The sequence below is a fragment of the Catenibacillus scindens genome, from assembly GCF_014202115.1.
Lineage (GTDB): Bacteria > Bacillota > Clostridia > Lachnospirales > Lachnospiraceae > Catenibacillus > Catenibacillus scindens.
In genome coordinates this window covers 99,351-123,608 of record NZ_JACHFW010000002.1, presented here as the reverse complement: position 1 = coordinate 123,608, position 24,258 = coordinate 99,351, and the positions used below count along the sequence as shown (strand labels likewise).

Sequence of the window (24,258 nt, the reverse complement as noted above, 5' to 3'; positions counted from 1 at the left end):
TTTAAAGAAAATTATAATGGGTTAATGGAAAAAAATCAATACATTATGGGCAGGACAAAGGAAAAGCAGGTTCCTTCCCCAAGGGTACTTTGAGCGGTGATCTGCCCTTTGTGAGCCGCAACGATCCACGCCACCATGGACAGTCCCAGACCTGAACTGGTATCCGCGCTCCGGGAGGCGTCCGCCTGATAGAAGCGCTCCCATATATGGGGGAGATCCTCTTTTGAAATACCGATGCCGTCATCCTGCACCGATCCATGGATCATTTTCTCCTCCTGCCAGAGCCGGATATAGATATGGCCATAGTCTTTTCCATATTTAACAGCATTTTCCATAAGATTCATGACCATGCGGATCAAAAGAGTCTCATCACCCCATACATACAGATCCGGCACAATATCCCCTTTTACCTGGATATACCTGGACTGGGCCATTTCTGTACCCTCCAGGAGGATCATTTCCATAAGTTCGCTTAAATTCACAGCTTCCATGACCATCTGCTCTCTCCCCTGATCCGCCCGGGATAAGAGGAGAAGCTGGGAGATCATAGATGAGAGGTAGGAAACTTTCTGGTGTAGAAATTCCACTCCCTCCCGTGTATCCCTGTCCAGAGACTGGCCGGCCAGCAGTGTTTCGCACTGAAGCATCATGGCGGATATAGGTGTTCTCAGCTCATGGGAAACATCAGAGGTGAACTGCTGTTCACGCTTAAACCCTTCTTCGATCTCATCTAAAAGATTATCAAAGGTTCTGGCAAGGCGGTAGATCTCATCATTTCCTTTGCCCAGGCCAATACGTTTGGACAGATCCCGGTCCCGGCGTATCTGTGTCACCGTTTCGGTCATAACGCTGACAGGACGCAGGGTCCTTTTGGTCATAAAATAGCCCAGGATAGCTGTGACAGCCACAAGGAGCGGGAGAAAGATCAGTGCCATGTTCTGGAGAACGTGGACGCCCTCTTCCACTTCAGAGACAGAGATGATCCCCCGGATATATACTCCCCCATAGCCGGGAATGGATGTATAAACATCAAAAATACTGTAGCTAACCCCGCCCTCTGCGACTGTTCGTACCCGTCCGTCCTCAAATACGGCGGTGTTGGAAAAGTCCCTGGGAACCTGGCCGTAGAGATAGGTGCCGCTGCTGTCATAGACGGACAGATAAACGCCGGATTTCAGCTCGCTGAGGTCAGAATCAAAATCCAACCGTCCATCCTCACATTCGATCTCCTCTGTGGCGCTGTACACACTCTCCCGCAGACGGCTCTGGACAGAAGAAATGATCTGCCGGTTTCCAAGCAAAAAGAGCAGAATCAGTATGCCGCAGACCACAGCGGTCATAAGCAGCGTGTATAAAAGGGTCAGCTTCGTTTTCAGAGACAATTCAGGATTCCCCTTCCTTTATAACATACCCGGCGCCCCGAATGGTGTGTATCAGCTTATTGTCAAACCCATCATCAATCTTTTTTCGGAGATAGCGGATATACACATCAATCACATTGGAGCCGCCGCTGTAATCATAGTTCCATATATGCTGTTCCAGCCGTTCTCTGGACAGGACAATGCCAGCATTTTGTACCATATAGCGCAGGAGGGCAAATTCTTTGGCGGAAAGAGGGATATCCTTTCCGCCTCGTTTGACTTTCATTGTGTCCACATGGACTTCCAGATCCCCCACGGTATAAACATTAGTCTGTACGGCAACCGGTTTGCGCAGCATGACACGGATACGGGCCATAAGTTCTTCAAAAGCAAAAGGTTTTACAAGATAATCGTCGGCTCCAGCGTCCAGCCCGCGGACTCGGTCCTCAATGCTGTCCATTGCGGTCAGAAGGAGAACAGGCACGTAATTTTTTCTGGCACGGATGATCTTTAGCGCCTCCAGGCCGCTCATCTTTGGCATCATAATATCCATGATTACAGCGTCATACTGGGCTCCGTCAAGATAGTCCAGGGCTTCCTGACCGTTAAAACAGGAGTCTACACTATATTTTTCATCCCGCAGCCGCTTTGTGAGCAGCCGGTTTAAATCTCTTTGATCTTCTGCCAGTAAAATACGCACCTTTTTTTCCTCCTTATCTATTTCCGGTCAGCCGCAAAAGCAGGCCATAAGGATGGGCTGCCATCCCTTTGGCCCGCGCCGCTTTCCGGCAGTCTTTAATTTATCCGCGGTAGGATTCTTCGCTCCACTCCAGGATCTCACCGGTGTAAGCGTCCATTTCAAACTCATATTCCGTGTTGTTATAATAGATTTCGCCTTCATAATAGGTCCGTCCATCGTCATAGTCCAGTTTGATCCACACATCGGAGGCGGATGCCCCTTCTACACGCTCAAGGACAATCTGAATGGCCTGATCTTCGGAGATCACATCGCTGTTTTGGGTTGTGGCGCTGCCTGAGTTATTGTGGAAATCATCGTCAATATCAAAATCTTTGCTGACAATCTGGCCTGAATCCGCGTCAATGTCATAGTCATATTCTTCACGCTCCACATAAAATTCAACTTCGTAAATATTTCGTCCATCATCACGGTCTTTGCGGACTCTGATGCGGGTTACATCGGCCTCATTAACGCCGGCGTCCGCTAAAGCGGTTGCCTTGGCCTGTTCCTCTGTCACCCCAGTACCGGATGTGGTACCGGAAGATGCCGGTACGCTTGTCTGTTTGCTGGTTTCATAATTGGGAGCTACGGTACTCTGAGCCGTTGTGTCTTCTGAAGAAGATGGTGCCGGACTTCCACATCCCACGGCTGCCAGGATACCTATTACAGTAACAGTTGTTAATAATAAATTTTTCTTTTTCATAATCTATATCCTCTCTTTCTTTTTATGAGTTAAATATAACCCATTAAGATTAAAAAAAGATTAAAATCCTAAAAAATATTATAGGTTTTTTTTCAGGGAATTCAAGGCTTTCGGAAGATACATACGATTGATTTTACATTTCCTCTGTGATATTATCGGCATTTTAGCCATTATTTGTGATAATTTTAATAAAACAGGCCAAAATGAAATATATTTTTGGTTAATCTTTTCTGTAATACGGTACTATAATAAAGCTGTAACTTGAAGGAGTACTTAACAGACCTGAATTATAGAAGGCCGCTAAGCAAAGCTCAGTGATTGGAGGAAAAGATAAATGAATACTTTAAAAGCTGAAAAAAGAGATATGAACACAAAGGCAAAAAAGCTTAGACGGGAAGGTTATGTCACCGGCAATGTTTTTGGAAAGAAAATCGAAGGCTCCATACCTGTAAAAATCGGTGTAAAAGATGCCCAGGAACTTCTGAAAACAAGTAACAAAGGCAGCCAGATTATGTTGAATGTTGATGGCAGCTCAATGGATGTTCTGATCAAAGAGATTGATTATGATTCGATGAAACATCAAATTCTTGAGATGGATTTTCAGGCACTTGTCAGTGACGAAAAAGTACATTCTGTAGCAGAAATTATATTGCGCAACCATGAAATGGTGCAGAACGGCGTCCTTCAGCAACAGTTGGAAGAAATTTCCTACCGCGCTCTTCCGGCAGACCTTGTTGAAAAGATTGAAATTGATGTCAGCAGTCTGAAAACCGGTGATTCTATTAAGGTTAAAGATCTGGACATCGCTTCCAATGATAAAGTGGATCTTCTCACAGACCCGGAGGCAACTATTGTTACAGTGACAGAAGTCCACAATGTTGTTCCAGAAACAGAGAGCGATGAAGGGGAAGCTTCTGCGGAAGCATAAAACGGCTCCGAAAAATATACAGAGAGGCTGTCTCATGAGAACTTTTATTACTCATGGGACAGCCTCTTTTAATTAATGTCAAATATGAGTTTTTGCCTTTAAAATCCCGGCTTTTTCTGCCTTTAGCCACTCTTCTTTCCGGTTTTCATACTGATCGTTGATCCAGGCGATGGCAGCGTCATAGCCATCTTCTGTCCATGGAAATTCTTCTCGTGTCTTATACCGGTCATCGGTATAAGCGAAAGAAAAAGGCGCCGGAAAAGTGTAGGCCGCCAGCATATCTCCTTCTTTTTTCAGAGTGTACTGCATTCCCGATTTTGAACCGTTGGTCCCGTAAACTGCCAGATTTTTTAAAAGCATAGGTTTTTTTTCCAGTACCATGGCCTCTCCCTATTGTTCATCTTCCACCGGTATCTGTCTAAGCTGATGATAGATGCCAATAAAATAGTTGACGATCATACAAAAAGCGATAAATATAATAAAGGTTGTATAACGGCTGAATTTGAACAGAACCACAACCGCAATAGAGACAGCGATGGACACAAGATAGAAAATGTGAAGATGTTTTCCGCTCATTCCACGGGAAGTATAGATAGCAATGCTTATGGCGGTGATGATTACAGCTTCATATAGCAGGATCAAATAGGCATAGATTGCTGTATACTCCGTTAATGTTTTATCTGCCAGATAATCTGCCACCGGGGCAAAGCAGACAATGATGGCCCAGAAGATTACAGAGCCAATGATAAAGAGTATATGTTTTTTCAATGATATTTCCCCTTTCTTTTTGATATGCCGCGCTGTGCGGGGCGATGCCAATAAAAAATGGAAGCAATGGGGCTCGAACCCATGACCTCTCGCGTGTGAGGCGAACGCTCATCCCGGCTGAGCTATGCTTCCATAACAGTTATTATACCACTTTCAAATCAAAATACAATACTTATTTTGGCAAGCACTCTGTTCACATGCCGATAAAAATGGTAAGATATATGATAATCCAAAATTTGGCTAAGGAGGTAACCGAATATGAAAATTGCTGTGGTGACCGGGGCTTCCAGTGGCCTCGGCCGGGAATTTGTGTACCGTCTGATAAAAGAAAAAGATCTGGATGAAATCTGGATGATCGCCAGAAGAAAAGAGAAAATGGATGAAATCGCCGCCAGCGAAAAAAGCCGGGCCCGGCTGCGATCCATATCCCTGGATCTGTCAAAGGAAAGCGGTATCGACCATTACAGCCAGCTTCTGGAAAAACACCGGCCAAGGGTAGCCTGGCTGATCAACTGCGCCGGCTTTGGAAAAATGGGGGCCAACGCCCAGATCGGCCGGGAGGCCCTGGACGCCATGGTGATGCTTAACTGTAAAGGGGCCATGGATATGACCCAGGTAACGATCCCTTATATGGAGCGGGGAAGCCATATTCTTGAGATCTGTTCCACAGCGGCCTTTATGCCCCTGGGGGGCCTGGGCGTCTATGCGGCCACAAAGGCATTTCTGCTCAGTTACAGCCGCTCACTTTACTACGAGCTTTTTCCAAAGAAAATCTTTGTCACTGCCGTCTGCCCTTACTGGATTAAAGATACTGAATTTATCCCTGTGGCCAGAGGGGAGAACAATTTCTCCGGTGTACGCCATTTTCCTCTGGCCTCCCGCAGCCGCAGTGTCGCCCGATGGGCCATGGCAGACGCGAAGCTAATGTTTAGTGTGTCAACTCCGGGAATTGCCTGCACCCTCCACCGTCTGGTTGCCAAGTTTATCCCAAGAGATCTTCTCATGGTGGCCTGGGAAGGTTTGCGCAGAATATAATGGGGCGAATAAGCGTCATGTAAAAAACATAAGTTTTTGACAGGGCATGGAAACGGTAAGCTCCTGCTCTTTGGAAAAAGGCTGAGAGCTGTTTTTAGGGCAGTCCATCCGCAGAAGCCTGGAAGATGCGCTATCTTCTGCCTGGGGCAGATTACTGATGGTTTTAAAGTGATCTTCACCTTCAGGCCAATCTCCGCTCTGAGGGCGGAGAAGGTAAATATCATAAAGAGGATCAGAAATCCGTTTTTCAATATGGCAGCGGATGGAATTTTCATTTTTTCCGGACCAAGAGGGGCACAGATCTGTGGCGTGAAGTCCTACGCCGCAGAGATTTTCAGGGATTTCCCGGTCCGTTTTAAGGACTGTGCCCCAATCCTGGGCCAAAAGTGTGCGGGATGTAAGCCGGCGCGCCCGGGAAATATTTTTACAGCCGGAAAGAAGGGCTTCGGAGATGCTGGAAGGCCGCTCAAACATCTCTTCCACGGGTACCGGCTGGCCGGCGCATCCGCCGGTCATGGCGCTGGCCCGGCTGCACAGGCGATAGATCTCGTCCCGGTCATGGGACACTAAGATCACTGTTTTCCCATATTCCGCCAAAATATCAGAAAGCTGGGTCTCCACCTCCCACCTAAGGCAACTGTCCAGAGCTGACAGAGGTTCATCCAGCAGGATGATCTGAGGGGCTGATATGAGAATGCGGGCCAGAGCAGTACGCTGCTGCTGTCCCCCGGAAAGCTGCCACGGTTTATGCTTTTCCAGACCGGTCAGCCGAAGCTTCTCTATAATATCTTTTACAGCCGCGTCAGCCGAAGCCCGTCCCATATGGTCTCTTAATAGCCCTGTGCGAATATTTTGCCAGACAGTCATATTGGGAAAAAGGGCGTAATTTTGAAATAACAGCCCCACTCTCCGCTTTTGCGGAGAGAGATTGATCTTTTTTTCCGAATCAAATAAAACCTGGCTGTCCAGCTCGATATGCCCTCTGTCCGGAGTGATGACGCCGGCAATACATTTTAACGTCATGGTCTTTCCGCTGCCGGAAGCGCCCAAAAGTCCAAGAACTTCATTTTCCGCCTTAAAATGCACATCCAGAGAAAAATTTCCAAGTGTTTTTTCAATATCAATAATCAGAGACATTATTTCTCCTTTCTCTCCAGAAGATTTACAGCCAGAAGGACAACCGCCGAAATAGCCAGGTTGACAAGAACCCATCGAAAAGCCATCCCCTCGTCGTTAGTGCGCCAGAGCTGGTAGACGGTGGTGGATATGGTTGCCGTACGCCCCGGTGTGTAGCCTGCAAGCATACTTGTGGCGCCGTACTCTCCCAGGGAACGGGCAAAGGAAAGAACCGTCCCAGCCAAAATCCCCTGGCGACAGGCGGGCATGCGCACCCGCCAGAAAATATATGTATTGGACAGGCCCAAAGTCTGTCCGGAGTAGGCCAGGGTCATGTCAAAGCTCTCAAAAGCCCCTCTGGCTGTGCGGTACATCAGAGGGAAAGATACAGCCACGGCGGCGAAGATTCCCGCATACCATGTCATAACAAGGCGGATATTCAAAAAATCCAGAAAAAAGGCACCTACAGGGTGTTTTGGGCCAAGGACAAGCAAAAGCAGATACCCAACAACGGTGGGCGGCAGGACCATGGGAAGGGTGAGGATTACATCCAGAATACCCTTGACGACCCGCCCAAGGCGTGAAATATAGTAGGCGGCAAAAATCCCGGTGAAAAATACGATCACACAGGAGATGGCCGCAACCCGCAATGAGTTCCACAGAGGATACCAATCCAATCTCTACCCCTCCTTCTGTAATTAGCTTAAAGGTGTAAAACCTACACTTTCAAAAACTTCTTTTGCTTCATCACCGGTAAGGTAATCGAGAAATTCCTGGGCTGCCTGGATATTTTCTGAGTTTTTCATCACCGCCGCCGGGTAGATGACCTGTCCGCACATATCGGGCGTGGCCTCATCCACAGGTTCCAGCCCGGCCGAAAAAGCGTCTGTGGCATAAATAATGCCGCAGTCCACAACGCCCTCCTGAACCTGAGTCGTCACTTCCTTTACATTGGTGGCGTAAGTGATTTTTCCCTCATCCTCCAGTTCCTGAGCGCTGGTTCCAAGATATTCCAGAATTTTTAACGAGTAAGCGCCCACAGGAACATCCTCATTGCCAATGCACAGCATGTTCAGCTTGTCGCCGGTCAGAGCCTCAAAGGAGGAAATCCCTGAGTCGCTGCCCTGGGCAGTGACAAGGACAACTTTATTTTCAAGAAGATCAATGCGGCTCTCTTCAAGAACAAAATCCGCTCCGTCGGTATTGTCCTCACCACCGTTAATATCAATCTGATTCATCTGTTTAGGGGCAGCGGAAATAAATAGGTCACAGTCCGCTCCCTGGGCAATTTGTGTGGCCAGAGTTCCTGATGAGTCAAAGGTACATGTGATCGTCACATTCGGATGAGCCTCTGTATATATGTCGGCGATCTTGCTGATGGTTTCTGTCATAGAAGCTGCGGCAAAAACTGTAAGCTCTGTATTTTGTGCAGATGCCTCCGGGCTGCTCTGACAGGACATAAGTGAGGTGCCCAAAAAGGCCGCTGTCAGCAAAATAACAGTTTTTTTCATTTTCTCCCTACTCCTCTTTAATCGTAAAAGTGTCCCCCTCCCGGATCACTCCTCCATGAAGGACAGTGGCAAAAACGCCCTCTCTCGGCATTATACAGTCCCCCATTTCTTTATATATAGCGCACCCATGGTGACATTCCTTGCCAATCTGGGTCAGTGCAAGGATTACGTCATTGCACTGAAAAATGGTTCCCACAGGCAGGGTGGAAAAATTCAGATCGGAAACTACAAGATTTTCACCGAAAGATCCGTAGGTGACGGGTGCGCCTTTTGCTTTAAATGCCTGGATCTTTTCGTCGGACAAAAGGCTGACCTGGCGGTGCCACTTCCCCGCGTGGGCGTCGCCGGCAATGCCCCAGTTTTCAATAAACCGGCCCTCATGGACATTTTTTTTAATAGTGCCTTTTTTTTCGCTGATACATACAGCCATCACTGTTCCCACGCAAATTACCATCCTTTCCCAAAGCTGCACTCCGGGAAATGGCAGACCGGACATTCCAGGCAGAGACCGCCGTTTCCAAGCTTGATAATATCTGACCGGCTGACTCTGATCCCTGCGGCGATGCGGGGCAGGATCAGGTCAAAGACTGTGGCCTTTGAATACATGACACAGCCGGGCAGCCCCATAACCGGCGTGCCGTCATCCATGTAGGCCAGAAGGAACATGGCTCCCGGAAGGACCGGGGCGCCGTAGCTCTCAATCTTCGCGCCGGCGGCTTTGATGGCGCCCGGCGTCATATCGTCAGGGTCCACGCTCATCCCTCCGGTGCAGACGATCATATCGGCCCCTTCTTCTTTAAGTTTAAGGATGGCGTCCCGGATATGGGCCAGCTCATCGTCCACAGTAATATGACCGCTGACGGTAATATGATACCGTGCCAGCTTTTCCTCAACCACAGGGGTAAATGTATCTTTAATCCGCCCTGTAAAAACTTCGCTGCCGGTAGTCACAATACCGCATTTTGCCGGAATGTAGGGGTGAAGGCAGGCGAGGGGCCGGTTCCCTCCGATCTCTTTGACTTTTTCCATACGGCTTTTGTCAATGACCAGGGGAATGACTCTGGTGCCTAAAAGCTTGTCCCCCTTATGTACCGGGAAATGATTGTGCCGGGCGGCGATCATGATCTCCTCAAGACTGTTAATAGCTTCAAGTCTTGGAAGGTCTATAGTAAAAAGACCATCGCAGGCGGCGATCAGTTCAATCTTTCCTTCCCGCACCGGTGTCCGTTCCATATGATCATTGATACAGACAGAACACAAAATTTCAGCCGCCTCATTTTCATGATATTTTGTCGCATCATTTTCCCATACATAGAGATGGGTTTTCCCAAGAGATAACAACAGGGGAATATCTTCCTGGGTGACGATGTGGCCTTTGCGAAACGGCGTGTCTTTGACCACATCTTTAATAATGCGGGTAATATCGTGGCACAAAACGTGTCCCACCGCGTCTTTTGTCTCAATTTTTTTCATAATCGGCTCCTTTTCATTCCCGCAGGCAGTTCGCCAAGCGGACGCGCTTACGCGCCCATTTGGCGAACGCCGCGAGGGGCAAATCCCCCGCAGCTCACGCTGCGCTTACTATTTCCATCCCCCATCAGCTTGCTGCGGAGTAATTGACTTTTTTGCACCGCAGTCTTTAACTTCGCCTAACATGATTTCCAGCCCGTGTCTGATGTGGGGGAGGATAAATCCCAGACTTTCTTCCACGGCTTTGGGGCTGCCGGGGAGATTAATGATCAGTGTGTTTTTACGAATCCCCGCCGCGGCCCTTGAGAGCATTGCCCTTGGAGTAATTTTCATACTCAGAGCCCGCATGGCTTCGGGAATGCCTGGGACAGGCCGGGTAACCACATCCATGGTGGCCTCCGGCATACAGTCTCTGGGGGAAAAACCTGTTCCACCGGTAGTGAGGATCAGACATGCTTCCTCATTGTCGGCAATGGCAGCCATAGCTTTGGACAGTATGTCTCGCTCATCTGGCAGCAGCAGCTTTTTTATGACCGTGTATCCGGCCTGGGTCACCATTTTTTCAATGATCGGACCGCTTAAATCTTCCCTTGTCCCGGCATAGCCGGAATCACTGGATGTAATAATGGCAACATTCATCTTTAACCTCCAATCTGAAACATAGAGCGCTGTTCTTCGCTAATTTGATCTGTTTGAAAGTGATCTTTCCGGAACAAACTTTCCCGGAAATGATGGCCCTCCGGCTTTTCCAAGATGATTTTCTTTAGCGCCTCTGCGATCTCCTCCTCTGAAGCTTCCTGGCCCAGTAAAGTTTTTATGGCATTTGTACCGCTGTACTGAAGACATGTTTTGACACAGCCGTCGGCGGTCAGGCGGATGCGGTTGCACTGTGTGCAGAACCGGTGGCTCATGGCACTGATAAATCCGATGCGTCCGCGAAAACCTTCCACAGTGTAGTACTGGCAGGGACCGCTGCCAAGATTCTGAGGGCAGGGCGTGAAAGGCCCAAATGTTTTTGAGAGCTGTTTGACAATCTCTTCCTGGCAAATCAACGGAAATTGGCGACCAAGGCCCAGGGGCATGATTTCAATAAAACGTACATGAACAGGGAAAGTCCTGGCTAGCCCTGCCACAGCCTCAAGATGCTCCTTGCCGGCGGCACCGGAAACACAGTTGATCTTCAACGTCAAAGGAGGCGTCCACATAAGGGCCTTTTTAACACCTTCCCGCACATCGCGAATATTCCCTCCTCCGGTGATGCGGCGGTACTCTATGGGATCAAGGGTGTCCAGGCTGATATTTACGCCGTCAAGTCCGGCCTGAACAAGACGCTCCACCTGGTCTCCCAGCAGTATCCCATTGGTAGTCAATGTCACTGTCTCAATGCCGGGAATCATTTTGATAAGGGCAACTAGGTTCCACAGCTTTTGCCGCAGCAAAGGCTCACCTCCGGTGAGACGGACCTTTTTGATTCCCAGGCTGGCCGCGGCTGCGACAACCCGGCAGATTTCATCATCGCTGAGAATCTCATTGGCAGGGAGAAAGGAGACTCCCTCCCTGGGCATACAGTAGACACATCTTAAATTGCAGTGATCGGTCACTGAAACCCGCAGATAATCAATATTACGTCCAAATCCATCAATCATTGTCTGATGTTTCTCCTGAAAAGTAAAAATCCCCGCTCTTCCCACCGGTTTTTTTCTCTAAATGGATATCCGTAATAGTCATAGAGTGGTCAATGGCCTTACACATATCATAAATAGTGAGAAGGGCTACACTGACCCCGGTTAAAGCTTCCATTTCCACGCCGGTCTTTCCGTCTACCTTCACCTGGCAGACGGCGATAATGCGGCATTTTTCCTTATCTACAGTAAAATCCAGGCCGCATTTTTGGATCATCAGCGGATGGCACATGGGGATAAGGGCGGATGTGTTTTTTACGCCCATAATTCCGGCAATCCGGGCAACACCAAGGACGTCCCCTTTTTTTGAGGTTCCTCCAATGACGGCGTCAATGACGGCAGGGCTGACATTGATCTGTCCTCTGGCCACTGCGGTACGTTTTGTGATTTCCTTCCGGGATACATCCACCATCACCGCGTTGCCACTGTGATCAAAATGTGATAATTGGTTATGCATATGATTTATTCCCTCAATTCTTTTATAGGAAACGTCATATATGACGTTTCCTGCGCCGATATCATTTTATCAGTCTCTTGCGCCAACGTCAAGAAATGGACGAAATTCTCCCCCCGGAACGATCATCTCCACGTCCCCGGTGACGGAGTAACCGGTGTCAGAGATTACTGTTGAGAGATTATGGTCAAGAACTGTGGCGTCCGCCTCTTCAAAATTTTGAAGAAGCTGTTCTATGGCCTCTTCCCCCAGGGCTTCCATGGCCTCGCGGGTGTATTTTACCGGGACAGTTTCATAAGGGCGGATTTTTGTCATATAAAGGCGGACCGGCAGGTAAAAATTGGGGGTCAGCCGATATTTTGTCACTGTTGAAGTCACTTCAAGCTTACTTCCATTCTCCATGTTGCTCTCCTCGTCAAAGGAAAAATTACCAAAGGTAAAAAGTTTGCCGAAAAGTTCCAGTCCGGGGACACAAACGCTTGATCCCATGTAGTTTTTCTCCATATAGAATCCGGGATAGTAATCACTGCAATGGTAAGTAGCCTCCACATATACATCACCATCGCCGTGGACATAGTGGGTTGTTTTTATTGTGTCGTCGTCATTGTAAATATCTACGGCACCTAAAATAAGTATATCGCCGGCCTGAACCTCATCGCCGACCTGAACCTGGGCTGTGCCTGTTCGAGTGACGATGGCGCTGACCTTTCCACTCTGGACGGCCACAATATTTCCGGGAATATTTTCATCGTCTTCCGGCGGTGTCAGAACAAGTCCCTCCTCAAGCTGGATTTTTAAAACTGTGCCTTCAATCCGGGCGCTGACCCAGGATATATCATCGTAGGCTAAGCGGAGATCTTCTTCAAGACTGTCGAGATCAATATTTTTTTTCAGTCTGCCGGTACAGATGCCTTTTTCCCTTAGAAAAAGAATAATGGAAGTGTCGGTGTGGGACAAATTTCCGTCGATCTCAATATTCCATATAAAACGGGATAAAATAAAAATTATGACAGCGGCCGCAGCCATACCAGCGAAGAAAAATTTGTGGCGGCGGTTTTTGTGGAGGATAAATGGAAGTCCCCGGCGGACGGCAATATGGGGAACAATATGACATTTTCGGGCAATGGGGCGGAGTCTTTTGTAGTTATCCAGAGTTAGGGAAAACAAAATCTGCTGTTTTTCCTCACGGATATGTTCAAGTTCAATACGGCGGCTTTTACATAGATTAAAAAAGCGCTCCGGGGACTGACCTTTAATGCTGCACTCAAGTGTACCGGACAAAAAATTTTTAAATCGGCTCACAGATTTTATCTCCCGTCAGGGGTTGACGCAAACATGATTTTGTCAATATGCCCCCGGACTTTCAGATCATGAGGTGAAAAAAATTCCAGGATCAGATCCTTGCCGTCAAGGACCATCTCCTTTTTTTCAAGCTGTATGCGGATATGGACGCCGGTATATTCCAGAATATTTTCATAATGCTCAATATACATACTTTCATTGCCGCACAGGTAAATGGTGGGCGCCTGAGAACCCAGGATATTCATATCGCTTATGGAATCTTTAAACAGCCGCTTTACAGATATTTCCGGCTCCGGCCTTTTTTTCTTAAACAGCGCTTTTTTTGTCTGCCGGACCATTGCTTTATGTTTCCTCATAAAACCTCCCGCTGGGACGACCGGGAAAATCCGGTCATAAAATTGATATATTATATGTGGGGATACATGAAGTTAGACAGGGTTTTTGGTGATGGTTCAGCCATCAGAAATGCGTGGACTGGATGGTTACATTTTTTACAACCATTCATCCCCGGAGCGCTGTAGTATAAAACAAAAAAGCTATGACCTAAGTCATAGCTTTTTATTTTAAAGATATCCATAAATAATTATTTGAACTTGCGCTTTCTAGCGGCCTCGGATTTCTTTTTCCGACGAACGCTGGGCTTTTCGTAGTGTTCTCTCTTACGAATCTCCTGCTGAATACCTGCTTTTGCACAGTTTCTCTTGAATCTGCGTAAAGCACTGTCCAGAGTTTCGTTTTCTTTAACGATAACGTTTGACATAGCTCACACCTTACCTCCCTCCAGTTGCGTATTGTGCTTATACAACTGTGGGTATATTTTTCATAGCACTATATGAATTATAGCATATTTTTTTTATTCGTCAACTATTTTTCTAAACTAATTTGATATTTATAGTCCGAATATGTGTAAGTCAGTCCGGAATCGCCAATGATCGTCTCAATGACAGAGTCATACCCATCCTCCATGCGCTGCTGATCCAGATAAGAGTTGGCGTCATCGCCAAAGCGGGATTCAAAAGCCTGGGGATTGTCAATCGCCTCGCATATCGGCAGGACAGCAATATCCTCATCAGTCCAGTCCACATAGGTGGGGATAATCTCAACGCTGTCAATCTGTACGCCGGAGCTGTTTTTGGAGATTAAGACGCTGGCCACAGCCCCAAGATCTCTCGGATAGCCGTTGGCAGACTGATACTGCATGGAAGAGATAAAATTGCCAAGAGAATAAAAGACAACGCCCTGGCGGGACGTGCCGTCCTCATCTGTGACAGAGATCACTTCCATAGGCTTGACAACATGGGGATAGCTGCCGAAAATTACGTCCGCACCGGCTTCCACTAACTGGGTAGCCAGACTTCGCTCGGCGTCGCTGACCGTACTGCTGTATCTTACACCAAAGTGAAGATTGACAATGACAACTTCCGCTCCGGCAGCGCGCATCTCCTGGATCTGTTCGCACATAAGGCTGATTTGGGACTCAGAAAAATCGTCCAGGTGGTTGACAACATAACTGTTGGAGTCGTCTAATGTAGTGTTGACCACATTAGTGTAGGCGGTTACGCCCACCTGGATGCCATCCACATCCCGTATCACATACCTCTGCCCTGTTTCTGATTTAAAGGAGCCGGTCTGCTCAAGTCCCGCGGCAGTGATAAAATCAATGGTGGAAGAAACGCCTTCCAAACCGCTGTCCAGCACATGGTTGTTGGCTGTGGTAAGCATATCAAATCCGGCCGCCTTTAAATCTGCAGCCGCCTGTTCCGGTACATTAAAATTCATATTCTGGCTGTCGGCCCAGTAACCGTAAGTATTGCTTCCGGTACCGTTATTCGCCCCCGCCATTGTAGCCTCAAGATTTCCAAGAACATAGGAAGAGTCATCCAGATACTTGGAAATATAGGAAAAACTTGGAGAAAAATCAAAAGTCTGGCTGCCGCTGTCATAGGCCCGGTCCATCTGATAGTCATAGAACATTATGTCGCCGGTGCCGGTAATCTTAACCTCCTGTTCCATATTTCTCGCCACGTATTCCATAATGGCGTCCTCGATGGAAACATTCTGGATCGCTTCCATATTATTATTGGAAAGTCCTCCGGAGGCATAATAATCTCTCACACTCTTTGCGCTGTTGGAGCAGAGAATGTAGAAGACAGCAAACAGCACAACGCATCCCAGGACCAGAGCTAATTTTTTAATCTCTTTCACTGGTGTCACCTCCTGTTAGCGGAGCTGACTTTCCAGTACCTGGGCCGCTTCTTTTAAGGCATTGTCAATGCCGGCAGGATTTTTACCTCCAGCCTGAGCCATATTTGGCCGGCCGCCGCCGCCGCCGCCCACAAGCTTTGCGATGCCTTTAATGAGATTCCCTGCGTGAGCGCCATTTTTCATAGCTTCATCTGTTGCCATGGACAGAAGATTCACCTTCCCGTCCTTCTCGGAGGCGAGGACGATAACGCCCTGACCTAACCGGGCTTTAAGCTGATCGCCAAGGTTCATCAAACCGTTCATGTCCACGCCGTCAACTTTGACCGCAAGTAACGCGGTGCCTTTAATGTCCTGAACCTGATCCATGACATCGCCCAGAGCTTCGCGGGCCATTTTATTTTTAAGCTTTTCATTTTCTGAGGACAGAGTTTTAACCTCATCCATCAGAGCTTCAATACGTTTTACAAGAGCAAAAGGTTCAGCTTTCGCCGCGTGGGCGGCCTCCTTTAATTCCTGTTCAAGACCTGCGTAATAGTTAAACACGCCATCGCCGGTCAGCGCTTCGATACGGCGCACGCCTGCGGCAACACCGGCCTCAGAGACAATCTTAAAGGCCCGGATAACGCCGGTATTGGATACATGGGTACCGCCGCACAGTTCTTTGGAAAAATCGCCCATGGTCACCACCCGGACGTCCTTGTCATATTTTTCGCCAAAAAGGGCCATGGCCCCCGTCTTTTTGGCTTCATCGAGATCCATGATCTTTGTCAGAACAGGAAGATTGGCCTCGATCTCATCATTGACAATATCTTCCACCCGCTTTAATTCATCCGCGGTCATTGGTGAAAAATGGGTAAAGTCAAAGCGAAGATGTTTGTCGTTATTGCTGGAACCTGCCTGCTGTACATGGCTGCCCAGAACCATCTGGAGAGCCTTCTGGAGCAGATGGGTGGCACTGTGGTTTTTGGCTGTATCGCTGCGCTTTTTCTCATCAATAGCCAGCTCTACAGAGTCACCGGTTTTAAACATACCTTTAACAACAGTTCCCACATGGCCGATCTTTCCGCCGGAGAGCTTGATCGTATCTTTGACAGCAAACACACTGTCCCCCCAGGTGATGATTCCGGTATCTGCCTCCTGACCGCCGCTGGTGGCGTAGAAAGGCGTTTCGTCCACAATGATTGTTCCGTTCTGTCCGTCCACAAGAGCTTCCACGATCTCTTCTTCTGTGGTCAGGACAGAAATTTTTGAAGTATACTTTGTATATTCATAGCCCACAAAGCGGCTGGTGACCGCTGGGTCAATGGACTGGTATACAGTAACGTCGGCGCCCATATAGTTGGTTGTCTTCCGGGCCTTGCGGGCCATATCACGCTGGCGGTCCATAGCTGCCTTAAAGCCTTCCTGGTCAATGGTAATTCCATCCTCCTCAAGAATCTCCTCTGTGAGATCAAGAGGGAATCCGTAAGTGTCGTAGAGTTTAAAGGCATCATCCCCGGATAACACGTCCCCGCCGCCGGCAAGAATCTGGGCTTTCATGTCTTTCAGGATGCCAAGACCCTGGTCTAAAGTACGGTTAAACTTGTCTTCTTCCTCGCTGATGATCTTAAAAATAAAGTCTTTCTTCTCTTCCAGTTCCGGATATCCGTCTTTGGATGTCTCGATGACAGTGTCGCTCAATGTGGTCAAAAACTTTTCGGTAATGCCGAGGAGACGTCCGTGGCGGGCAGCCCGGCGCAGAAGACGGCGAAGTACATATCCGCGCCCCTCATTGGAGGGGAGGATGCCGTCAGACACCATAAATGTCACAGACCGGATATGGTCAGTGATAATACGGATGGAAACGTCGGCTTTCGGGTTTTCTTTATACTTGACGCCGGCCATCTGGCACACCTGCTCTCTCAGAGCCTTAATAGTATCTACGTCAAAAATAGAATCCACGTCCTGGACAATGGTGGCCAGACGCTCCAGGCCCATACCTGTGTCAATGTTTTTGCTCTCCAGCAGTTCATAATGGCCGTTGCCGTCATTTTCAAACTGTGTGAATACGTTGTTCCAAACTTCCATGTACCGGTCGCAGTCGCAGCCTACAGTGCAGTCCGGTTTACCGCAGCCATACTTTTCACCCCGGTCATAATAGATCTCAGAACAGGGGCCGCATGGTCCGGCGCCGTGTTCCCAGAAATTGTCCTCCTTGCCAAAACGGAAGATCCTTTCCGCAGGGATGCCGATCTCCTTATTCCAGATATCGAAAGCTTCATCATCGTCCACATAAACGGAAGGATAAAGGCGGTCTTCCTCCAGACCGATGACCTGTGTGAGAAATTCCCATGACCAGGCGATAGCTTCATGTTTAAAATAGTCGCCGAAGGAAAAGTTGCCCAGCATCTCAAAAAATGTTCCGTGGCGGTCTGTCTTTCCGATATTTTCAATATCGCCGGTGCGGATACATTTCTGACATGTGGTTACTCTTGGGCAGGGGGGGATCTCCTGCTTTGTAAAATAAGGTTTTAAGGGGGCCATACCGGAATTTATAAGTAAAAGACTGTTATCGTTGTGAGGGATAAGGGAAAAACTTTTCATTACAAGATGTCCCTTGCTCTGAAAAAAGTCCAGATACATTTTTCTTAATTCATTTAAACCGTAAAATTTATTCACGTTTATTACCTCCTAGTATATGATAAAAAATATCCCGGCTGCAAAGCGTCCTGTGACCCTTCCAAATCCAGGATATTTGATTGTCAAGACATGTAAAAACTTTTTGGGTTTACTACCAGTATTTTATTATACGGTGAATTAAATTCTTTGTCAACGGATTAAAAGCTATTCCAGGGATCTTATGTAACAGTTCAGCCATCAGGGGTGGGAAACGGAAGAAAAGCCGGAACTCAGATGGACGCTGGGTTCCGGCTTTTTTAAAAATTTAAAATCAATGGCGTTTGGCAAGCTCCTCACAGATCTCGTCCCAGGAAACCTCTTTCTCGGCCATAAGGACGATCATGTGATAAAGAAAATCGGCAATTTCATATTTTAACTCGCCAGCGTCCGGGTTTTTAGCGGCAATAACAATCTCCGTCGCTTCTTCTCCCACTTTTTTCAATATTTTATCAATGCCCTTTTCAAACAGATAGTTTGTGTAGGAACCTTCTTTTGGATGGAGCTTCCGGTCAGTGACCGTATCCATAATCTCCTGGAGAATAGTGGATGGATTGACGCTGACATACTCTTTCCTGGCCAAGTTGGTAAAAAAGCAGCTTTCATGGCCGGTATGGCAAGCGGCGCCGATCTGGCGTACCTTGGCCAATATAGTATCTTTGTCACAGTCAATTTCCAGAGAACGGACAAACTGATAGTGGCCGGATGTCTCGCCTTTTTTCCAGAGACATTGGCGGCTGCGGCTGAAATAAGTCATGCGACCGCTTCGGATCGTCTCATTGTATGACTCCTCGTTCATATAAGCCATCATCAGAACTTTTCCCGTCTTATAATCCTGGGTGATTACCGGGATGAGCCCATCGCTGTTCAGTTTAAAATCCTCAAAGGATATGCTGCTCTCAAAAAGACAGATTTCCATCCCTTCAGATCTCAAATAATCTTTTAAAGCCATACAGTCATTTATGCCGGCAATGTCTCCGGGAACCTGGGAAGATATGTCCAGTGCTGTAAATCCAATGACCTGGGGCATGAGAAGGATCTCTTTAATGGCGTCACCGCTAAGCGACTCCCTGGCACATGCGAGAAGGTTCAGCTCCTGTTCATTGATCACAGTGTCGTAGCGTTCCATAGCGGCCATATCCATAACCCAGCTTTTGCATCCTGTAAATACCACTATTTCACGAAAATCTTCCGGGGAGGGAAATCTTTCCTCAGAGACAGTCATAAATGTTCCGTATACATTTTCGCTGCCAAAGCGGGCCACGCCCTCTTTCAATGTTTCCCGGCCGCCGCCTTCTAAGGGATTCATGACGGCCTTTGACGCGCCGGCGTAAATGATCTTTTTAATATCCTCAAACCGGGGATAAACCTGATAAAACATCACCGGGATATCTACAGCAGCGACAGCTTCACAGAGAACCTGGGTCACGTCGTCGGTGGAATGCTTCGCATCCCCCCACAGCAATATGCCGTCGCCCCCGCCGTTTTCAATGGCGGCCAGTGTTTTCCCCAGAGCAGCCGCCGCTAAGATTTTGTCATTATTTTCGGTCAGTGACACTGACGGGATCAAAAAGTTCTTTTTCATTTCCAGTCATTCCTTTTTCATAAATCTCGATAAGTTCTTTCAGATCAATAGTTCCGTTATATAACGAAGTGGCGATAATGATCCCGTCCACATTCAGTTTACTGATCTCCTCCACATCTTCCAGACTGCTGATGCCTCCGCCGTAGATTATACCCACATTGGTCCGGGCCACAAGTTCCCTTGTGTTGTCAATACTGGGGCCTTTATGTAATGAAGAACTTATAATATCTGTGTAGATCACTGTTTTGACGCCGTAACGTCCCATTCCGTTAGTGAGAGCAATAGGGTTATATTTGCTCAGCCGTTCACGGCCTTCAATGGCCACCATGCCATTGACCGCGTCAATGCCGGGGACAAAGCGATCGCTTCCGAAAGCGCTCAGGGCCTCCTCAACAAAGCGGGTATTTCTTACTGCCTCAGTCCCGCATACAACCCTGGTCACACCAAGGGTCAGCATGTGGTCAATGTCCTTAATGGAACGGATGCCGCCGCCGGTCTGAACTGGAATAGATACCGCTTTGACAATTTCACCGATCAGTTCATCATGGGCAGGAAATCCCATCTTAGCCCCGTCCACATCGACAATATGGATGTAGGAGGCGCCGGCCTGCTCCCAGATCTGGGCTAACTTTACCGGGGAACTTGTAAAAATATTCTGTTTCGCGTCTGATCCGGCAGCCGGGTTATAGCATTTGCCGTTTTTAATATGAATGGTTGGATATAATTGCATGACTCATGCCCTTTCTTGTAATTATAGTGCGCCTTTTGTAGATAATACATCCTGTATGCGGGCGTCCATACTGGATGCCTCATCCAGCGCTTTTGCGAAAGCTTTAAAAATACCCTCAATAATATGGTGGTTATTCTCACCGGAAAGGAGTTTTATATGGAGATTCATTCCGGCGCTGTAGGAAACTGCGTAGAAAAATTCCCGGACCATTTCCGTATCAAAATCTCCCACTTTGGGAGTTGTCAATGCTACATCGTAACAAAAATAAGGTCTTCCGGACAGGTCCATAGCCACAAGGACGAGGACATCATCCATAGGGAGGATAAAGGAACCAAAACGGCGTATTCCCCGCTTATCTCCCAGCGCTTTTTTTATAGCTTCCCCCAGGACAATCCCTGTGTCTTCAATTGTGTGGTGGCAGTCCACATCCAGATCGCCGTCCACATCCAGCTTCAGGTCAAAAAAACCGTGGCGGGCAAAGCTGTTGAGCATATGGTCAAAAAAACCGATACCTGTTTTTATTTCGGACGTTCCGCTGCCATCCAGATTCAGTGTCATGGAAATATCAGTCTCGCCGGTCTTCCGGCGCAAAGACGCAATACGTTCCGTCATATTTACGCACCTCCGTTCTGCCCTTGGGCAGCTTACTTATCTTCAAAACGTACCCGGATGGAATTGGCATGGGCCGTCAGAGACTCCGCTTCGGCAAAACGGATAATATCATCTTTTGCCTTTTGCAGTGCTTCCCTGGAATAGTAGATGATGCTGGACTTTTTCACAAAATCATCAACGCCAAGGGGGGAGAAAAATTTAGCTGTGCCGTTGGTTGGCAAAATGTGATTGGGGCCGGCATAGTAATCGCCCAAAGGCTCGGAACTGTTCTCTCCAAGGAAAATAGCGCCGGCATTTTTGATCTTTGTCATCACTTCAAAAGGATTTTTTGTGACGATCTCCAAATGTTCGGAAGCGATTTCGTTGGCAATGTCCACAGCGCTGTCCATGGAATCGGCGATGAGTATATAGCCGTAATTTTCCAGAGATTTCTCCAGGATTTCCCTGCGGGAAAGCTTTTCCGCAAAAATGCCGATCCATCGGGATACTTCTGCGGCCAGTGTTTCGCTTGTGGTCACTAAGATAGCGCTGGCAAGCTCGTCATGTTCTGCCTGAGACAAAAGATCTGCGGCTACATATTCGGGATTGGCCGTTTCGTCGGCGATGACAAGGATTTCACTGGGGCCGGCGATGGAGTCAATGCTCACATGGCCATAGACAGCTTTTTTCGCAAGTGCTACATAAATATTGCCGGGACCTACGATCTTGTCCACTTTTGGAATGGACTGGGTGCCGTAAGCCAGAGCGGCGATGGCCTGAGCCCCTCCCACTTTGTATACCTTTGTGGCTCCCGCCTCGCAGGCGGCGACAAGGGTTGTTGGCGTCACTTTACCGTCCTTGCCCGGAGGAGTGACCATGATAATATTTTCTACGCCGGCAACTTTAGCCGGAACCGTATTCATCAGCACAGAGGATGGGTAAGCGGCTTTTCCGCCGGGAACATAAATGCCGGCATAGGCCAGAGGCGTCACTTTCTGCCCCAGGATGGTACCGTCAGGAGTGGTGTCAAACCATCCGTAGCGCTTCTGCTTCTCATGATAAACGCGGATGTTCTCCATGGATCTGCGGATCACGCTAAGAAGCTTTGGATCTACAGCGGCATAAGCCTCGTCGATTTCTTCTTGTGTCACCTGGATATTTTGGGGAGTAAGATTAGCGCCATCAAATTTCTTAGTGTATTCAAAAAGAGCTTCGTCCCCCCTCTCCTTAACATCGGAGACAATGGACGCCACTGTACTTTCATAGGCGCCATAATTGTTGGGACTTCTTTTCAGTAAATGGTTGAGCAGGTCGCGGATGCTATCCTGGGCCAAATGTATCGTTTTCATAAGTTCCTCCTGTCTTTAAACAGACAATCTTTATTTACATGAGTTGCCCGACAAATGGGCATGAGACACGGATTGCTCCGCACTTCTTGTCTCATTTACATATTATACCAAAGGTCTTTTTAAATTTCAATGAGCTAAAGCAGAGGCTTGATATTGTATAAAAGCTGAGTAATCCGCTCGTTCTCCATCTTCATGCTCACCTGGTTGACAACCATACGGGCGGATAGAGGGCAAATTTCTTCCAAAACTTCAAGGCCGTTCTCTCTCAATGTAGACCCGGTCTCTACAATATCCACGATCACTTCCGACAGCCCCACAATGGGAGCCAGCTCTACAGAACCGTTAAGTTTAATGATTTCCACGGTCTGGTGTTTCTGGTTATAGAAATAATCTTTTGCAATGTGGGGGTATTTGGATGCCACGCGGATCAGCTCCTGATGGCGCAGCAGTTCCCCCGCGCTTTTAGGGCCACAGACACACATACGGCACTTGCCGAATCCAAGATCCATGACTTCATAGAGGCGGCGGCCTTCCTCAAGAAGAGTATCTTTTCCAACAACCCCGATATCCGCCGCGCCATATTCCACATAGGTGGGAACATCACTGGCTTTGGCGAGGAACATTTTGATCTTCCTCTCCTCATTGACAAAGATCAGTTTGCGGGTATTTGGATCTTTCATTTCTTCCATAGTAATCCCGATCTTTTCAAAAAGTTCAAGAGACTTTTTAGCCAGACGGCCTTTGGCAAGGGCAAAGGTTAAATACTCCATTTACCCCACCTCCTTTACATTTTTTTCGCCGCCCTGTAAAGTGATCAACGACTGGATCATATTCTGGCGGCAATATCCCATATATTCCTTTTCGGACAACTGATCATTTTTCTGCATAAGTGTTACCTGGATATTTTGTCCTCTGAGATTTTTGGCCATAGCCACCGCCTGGGAGAAATCCGGGAGAGCGTATAAGATCAAGGCAGACTGATCATTTAAAGGAACCTGGATTTTCTGGCGTCCAAGGGCGGCGAGAAGCTGATCCACAACAAGTGCAAATCCCACTGCCGGCGAATCTTTGCCAAACTGTCCAACAAGGTGGTCATAACGGCCGCCTTTGACAATGGCGTCGCCGGTGCCGTAAGTGTATCCTCTGAAAATGATCCCTGTATAATAATCATAAGTGGTGAGCATACCCAGATCAAAGGTCACATATTCCTCATATCCGTAGGCTTTAACAACCTCGTAGACGCTGGACAGCCGGTCAAGGACAGACCGGGCTTTTTTACTGGATGTCAGTTCCCGCACATTGTCCAGGATTTCCCAGGATCCGGACAGATCCGGCAGTTTCATTAAGACTGTCCTAAGCTCACGGCTGATATTTTTTTCTTCAATCAAACTTTCAATACCGAAGAAATTTTTATTTTCTATGAGGGATTTTAAAAGGTCCTCACTGTCTTTATCAAGGCCGGCCTCCTCCATAAGAACCCGGAAGAAACCGGCATGGCCGATGTCGAGGACAAACTTCTTCAGACCGGCTTTCATCTGAAGCTCAATCGCCAGGGCGATCATCTCCCCGTCGGCCTGGGCGCTGTCAGCTCCGATCAGCTCCGCTCCCATCTGGGTCGTCTCCTTCATCAGTCCCTGATAGCTGGAATTATTGATGAACACGTTGCCAAGGTAGGTAAAACGCAGCGGAACCTGATCATCTTTATAATATTTGGCCACTGCCCTGGCGATGGATGGAGTGATATCGGGGCGAAGAACAAGTGTATTTCCCTCACGGTCAAAAAATTTGTACATTTCCCTGGATTTAACCGTTCCCCGCTCTCCGTTAAAAATATCGAAAAACTCAAAAGCAGGTGTCTGGATCGTGTGATATCCATACTGTCCAAACACCTGCGATAATATTTCCTGAAGCTTAACTTTGCGGGCACATTCAATACCATAAATGTCCCGGACACCTTCAGGGGTGTGCAGTAATATGTCGCGCATAAAGGCTCCTTTCATGCATGACCGGCAAAACCGTATGCTTTATTATAGTAAATTGATAATTCGCTAATGTGTGACTATTATACATGGAC

26 protein-coding genes and 1 tRNA gene are annotated in these 24,258 nt (G+C 47.8%); 2 read left to right on the top strand and 25 right to left on the bottom strand.

The genetic code is table 11. The features are described from left to right. Positions 1-35: 35 nt before the first annotated feature. The 3 genes from HNP82_RS03425 to HNP82_RS03415 all read right to left on the bottom strand — a co-directional run bounded on the left by HNP82_RS03425 (position 36) and on the right by HNP82_RS03415 (position 2,803). The gene (locus tag HNP82_RS03425; protein WP_243164625.1) at positions 36-1,382 is read right to left on the bottom strand and encodes a sensor histidine kinase; all 1,347 of its coding nucleotides are present in this window, start codon (positions 1,380-1,382) and stop codon (positions 36-38) included. A 1-nt stretch (position 1,383) separates the two neighbouring features. Next, a complete protein-coding gene (locus HNP82_RS03420) occupies positions 1,384-2,061 on the bottom strand; it encodes a response regulator transcription factor (RefSeq protein ID WP_183771525.1) in 678 nt (225 codons plus the stop codon). Between the two features lie 100 nt (positions 2,062-2,161). Further along, complete coding sequence (locus tag HNP82_RS03415; protein ID WP_183771523.1) at positions 2,162-2,803, bottom strand: PepSY domain-containing protein; 642 nt, start codon at positions 2,801-2,803, stop codon at positions 2,162-2,164. 334 nt (positions 2,804-3,137) lie between these two features. On the opposite strand from HNP82_RS03415, the gene HNP82_RS03410 reads away from it, so the two are divergent. Further along, on the top strand, positions 3,138-3,731 hold the full coding sequence (locus tag HNP82_RS03410; RefSeq protein WP_183771521.1) for a 50S ribosomal protein L25: 594 nt from the start codon (positions 3,138-3,140) through the stop codon (positions 3,729-3,731). A 78-nt stretch (positions 3,732-3,809) separates the two neighbouring features. Here the strand turns inward: HNP82_RS03410 and HNP82_RS03405 are convergent, their stop codons facing one another. The 3 genes from HNP82_RS03405 to HNP82_RS03395 all read right to left on the bottom strand — a co-directional run bounded on the left by HNP82_RS03405 (position 3,810) and on the right by HNP82_RS03395 (position 4,631). Continuing rightward, entirely contained in the window at positions 3,810-4,112 is a 303-nt protein-coding gene (locus tag HNP82_RS03405) for a GNAT family acetyltransferase (protein WP_183771518.1), read from the bottom strand. A gap of 9 nt (positions 4,113-4,121) precedes the next feature. Continuing rightward, entirely contained in the window at positions 4,122-4,499 is a 378-nt protein-coding gene (locus HNP82_RS03400; RefSeq protein WP_183771516.1) for a hypothetical protein, read from the bottom strand. A gap of 58 nt (positions 4,500-4,557) precedes the next feature. Beyond that, positions 4,558-4,631, bottom strand: a tRNA-Val gene (locus HNP82_RS03395). A 126-nt stretch (positions 4,632-4,757) separates the two neighbouring features. Between HNP82_RS03395 and HNP82_RS03390 the strand changes: the two genes are divergently transcribed. Next, positions 4,758-5,534 carry an SDR family NAD(P)-dependent oxidoreductase gene (locus HNP82_RS03390; protein WP_183771514.1) on the top strand — a complete coding sequence of 259 codons (777 nt, stop codon included), beginning with the start codon at positions 4,758-4,760 and terminating at the stop codon, positions 5,532-5,534. A 15-nt stretch (positions 5,535-5,549) separates the two neighbouring features. Here the strand turns inward: HNP82_RS03390 and HNP82_RS03385 are convergent, their stop codons facing one another. The 19 genes from HNP82_RS03385 to hisZ all read right to left on the bottom strand — a co-directional run bounded on the left by HNP82_RS03385 (position 5,550) and on the right by hisZ (position 24,169). Further along, on the bottom strand, positions 5,550-6,671 hold the full coding sequence (locus tag HNP82_RS03385; RefSeq protein ID WP_183771512.1) for a sulfate/molybdate ABC transporter ATP-binding protein: 1,122 nt from the start codon (positions 6,669-6,671) through the stop codon (positions 5,550-5,552). Next, complete coding sequence (gene modB, locus HNP82_RS03380) at positions 6,671-7,327, bottom strand: molybdate ABC transporter permease subunit (protein ID WP_183771510.1); 657 nt, start codon at positions 7,325-7,327, stop codon at positions 6,671-6,673. Before modB ends, HNP82_RS03385 begins: the two co-directional genes overlap by 1 nt. A gap of 21 nt (positions 7,328-7,348) precedes the next feature. Beyond that, positions 7,349-8,161 (bottom strand): molybdate ABC transporter substrate-binding protein, encoded by an 813-nt coding sequence (modA, locus tag HNP82_RS03375; protein ID WP_183771508.1) that lies wholly within the window; start codon positions 8,159-8,161, stop codon positions 7,349-7,351. A 7-nt stretch (positions 8,162-8,168) separates the two neighbouring features. Next, entirely contained in the window at positions 8,169-8,603 is a 435-nt protein-coding gene (locus HNP82_RS03370) for an MOSC domain-containing protein (RefSeq protein ID WP_183771505.1), read from the bottom strand. A gap of 5 nt (positions 8,604-8,608) precedes the next feature. Further along, entirely contained in the window at positions 8,609-9,634 is a 1,026-nt protein-coding gene (locus HNP82_RS03365) for a molybdopterin-binding protein (protein WP_183771503.1), read from the bottom strand. Between the two features lie 108 nt (positions 9,635-9,742). After that, a complete protein-coding gene (locus tag HNP82_RS03360) occupies positions 9,743-10,270 on the bottom strand; it encodes a MogA/MoaB family molybdenum cofactor biosynthesis protein (protein WP_183771501.1) in 528 nt (175 codons plus the stop codon). Between the two features lie 2 nt (positions 10,271-10,272). After that, positions 10,273-11,277: a GTP 3',8-cyclase MoaA gene (moaA, locus tag HNP82_RS03355; RefSeq protein ID WP_183771499.1), complete on the bottom strand. Its 1,005-nt coding sequence runs from the start codon at positions 11,275-11,277 to the stop codon at positions 10,273-10,275. After that, positions 11,270-11,770 carry a cyclic pyranopterin monophosphate synthase MoaC gene (gene moaC, locus HNP82_RS03350; protein ID WP_183771496.1) on the bottom strand — a complete coding sequence of 167 codons (501 nt, stop codon included), beginning with the start codon at positions 11,768-11,770 and terminating at the stop codon, positions 11,270-11,272. The genes moaA and moaC overlap by 8 nt, the downstream gene beginning before the upstream one ends. A gap of 69 nt (positions 11,771-11,839) precedes the next feature. Continuing rightward, a complete protein-coding gene (locus HNP82_RS03345; protein WP_183771494.1) occupies positions 11,840-13,069 on the bottom strand; it encodes a sporulation protein YqfD in 1,230 nt (409 codons plus the stop codon). Between the two features lie 5 nt (positions 13,070-13,074). Beyond that, on the bottom strand, positions 13,075-13,425 hold the full coding sequence (locus tag HNP82_RS03340; protein WP_183771492.1) for a YabP/YqfC family sporulation protein: 351 nt from the start codon (positions 13,423-13,425) through the stop codon (positions 13,075-13,077). A gap of 227 nt (positions 13,426-13,652) precedes the next feature. Continuing rightward, positions 13,653-13,829 (bottom strand): 30S ribosomal protein S21, encoded by a 177-nt coding sequence (gene rpsU / locus HNP82_RS03335; RefSeq protein ID WP_021886387.1) that lies wholly within the window; start codon positions 13,827-13,829, stop codon positions 13,653-13,655. A gap of 104 nt (positions 13,830-13,933) precedes the next feature. Continuing rightward, positions 13,934-15,274: a CapA family protein gene (locus HNP82_RS03330; RefSeq protein WP_183771490.1), complete on the bottom strand. Its 1,341-nt coding sequence runs from the start codon at positions 15,272-15,274 to the stop codon at positions 13,934-13,936. A 15-nt stretch (positions 15,275-15,289) separates the two neighbouring features. After that, a complete protein-coding gene (gene alaS, locus HNP82_RS03325; protein WP_334298263.1) occupies positions 15,290-17,938 on the bottom strand; it encodes an alanine--tRNA ligase in 2,649 nt (882 codons plus the stop codon). Between the two features lie 265 nt (positions 17,939-18,203). Beyond that, positions 18,204-19,514, bottom strand: coding sequence for a bifunctional phosphoribosyl-AMP cyclohydrolase/phosphoribosyl-ATP diphosphatase HisIE (gene hisIE / locus HNP82_RS03320; protein ID WP_183771488.1), 1,311 nt, complete (start codon positions 19,512-19,514; stop codon positions 18,204-18,206). Next, positions 19,468-20,244, bottom strand: coding sequence for a 1-(5-phosphoribosyl)-5-[(5-phosphoribosylamino)methylideneamino] imidazole-4-carboxamide isomerase (locus HNP82_RS03315; protein WP_183771486.1), 777 nt, complete (start codon positions 20,242-20,244; stop codon positions 19,468-19,470). Before HNP82_RS03315 ends, hisIE begins: the two co-directional genes overlap by 47 nt. Before the next feature lie 21 nt (positions 20,245-20,265). Continuing rightward, a complete protein-coding gene (gene hisB / locus HNP82_RS03310; RefSeq protein WP_183771484.1) occupies positions 20,266-20,856 on the bottom strand; it encodes an imidazoleglycerol-phosphate dehydratase HisB in 591 nt (196 codons plus the stop codon). Between the two features lie 32 nt (positions 20,857-20,888). After that, positions 20,889-22,184: a histidinol dehydrogenase gene (gene hisD, locus HNP82_RS03305; RefSeq protein ID WP_183771482.1), complete on the bottom strand. Its 1,296-nt coding sequence runs from the start codon at positions 22,182-22,184 to the stop codon at positions 20,889-20,891. 134 nt (positions 22,185-22,318) lie between these two features. Continuing rightward, complete coding sequence (gene hisG / locus HNP82_RS03300) at positions 22,319-22,954, bottom strand: ATP phosphoribosyltransferase (RefSeq protein ID WP_183771480.1); 636 nt, start codon at positions 22,952-22,954, stop codon at positions 22,319-22,321. Further along, positions 22,955-24,169 carry an ATP phosphoribosyltransferase regulatory subunit gene (hisZ, locus tag HNP82_RS03295; protein ID WP_183771478.1) on the bottom strand — a complete coding sequence of 405 codons (1,215 nt, stop codon included), beginning with the start codon at positions 24,167-24,169 and terminating at the stop codon, positions 22,955-22,957. It lies immediately after the preceding gene. Positions 24,170-24,258: the final 89 nt, after the last annotated feature.

Coding starts and splice junctions, on each gene's coding strand:
- HNP82_RS03415 (WP_183771523.1), bottom strand. CDS start 2,803: ATGAAAAAGAAAAATTTATTATTAACAACTGTTACTGTAATAGGTATC.
- HNP82_RS03410 (WP_183771521.1), top strand. CDS start 3,138: ATGAATACTTTAAAAGCTGAAAAAAGAGATATGAACACAAAGGCAAAA.
- HNP82_RS03405 (WP_183771518.1), bottom strand. CDS start 4,112: ATGGTACTGGAAAAAAAACCTATGCTTTTAAAAAATCTGGCAGTTTAC.
- HNP82_RS03390 (WP_183771514.1), top strand. CDS start 4,758: ATGAAAATTGCTGTGGTGACCGGGGCTTCCAGTGGCCTCGGCCGGGAA.
- HNP82_RS03385 (WP_183771512.1), bottom strand. CDS start 6,671: ATGTCTCTGATTATTGATATTGAAAAAACACTTGGAAATTTTTCTCTG.
- modA (WP_183771508.1), bottom strand. CDS start 8,161: ATGAAAAAAACTGTTATTTTGCTGACAGCGGCCTTTTTGGGCACCTCA.
- HNP82_RS03365 (WP_183771503.1), bottom strand. CDS start 9,634: ATGAAAAAAATTGAGACAAAAGACGCGGTGGGACACGTTTTGTGCCAC.
- HNP82_RS03360 (WP_183771501.1), bottom strand. CDS start 10,270: ATGAATGTTGCCATTATTACATCCAGTGATTCCGGCTATGCCGGGACA.
- moaA (WP_183771499.1), bottom strand. CDS start 11,277: ATGATTGATGGATTTGGACGTAATATTGATTATCTGCGGGTTTCAGTG.
- moaC (WP_183771496.1), bottom strand. CDS start 11,770: ATGCATAACCAATTATCACATTTTGATCACAGTGGCAACGCGGTGATG.
- HNP82_RS03340 (WP_183771492.1), bottom strand. CDS start 13,425: ATGAGGAAACATAAAGCAATGGTCCGGCAGACAAAAAAAGCGCTGTTT.
- rpsU (WP_021886387.1), bottom strand. CDS start 13,829: ATGTCAAACGTTATCGTTAAAGAAAACGAAACTCTGGACAGTGCTTTA.
- hisIE (WP_183771488.1), bottom strand. CDS start 19,514: ATGAAAAAGAACTTTTTGATCCCGTCAGTGTCACTGACCGAAAATAAT.
- HNP82_RS03315 (WP_183771486.1), bottom strand. CDS start 20,244: ATGCAATTATATCCAACCATTCATATTAAAAACGGCAAATGCTATAAC.
- hisB (WP_183771484.1), bottom strand. CDS start 20,856: ATGACGGAACGTATTGCGTCTTTGCGCCGGAAGACCGGCGAGACTGAT.
- hisD (WP_183771482.1), bottom strand. CDS start 22,184: ATGAAAACGATACATTTGGCCCAGGATAGCATCCGCGACCTGCTCAAC.
- hisG (WP_183771480.1), bottom strand. CDS start 22,954: ATGGAGTATTTAACCTTTGCCCTTGCCAAAGGCCGTCTGGCTAAAAAG.
- hisZ (WP_183771478.1), bottom strand. CDS start 24,169: ATGCGCGACATATTACTGCACACCCCTGAAGGTGTCCGGGACATTTAT.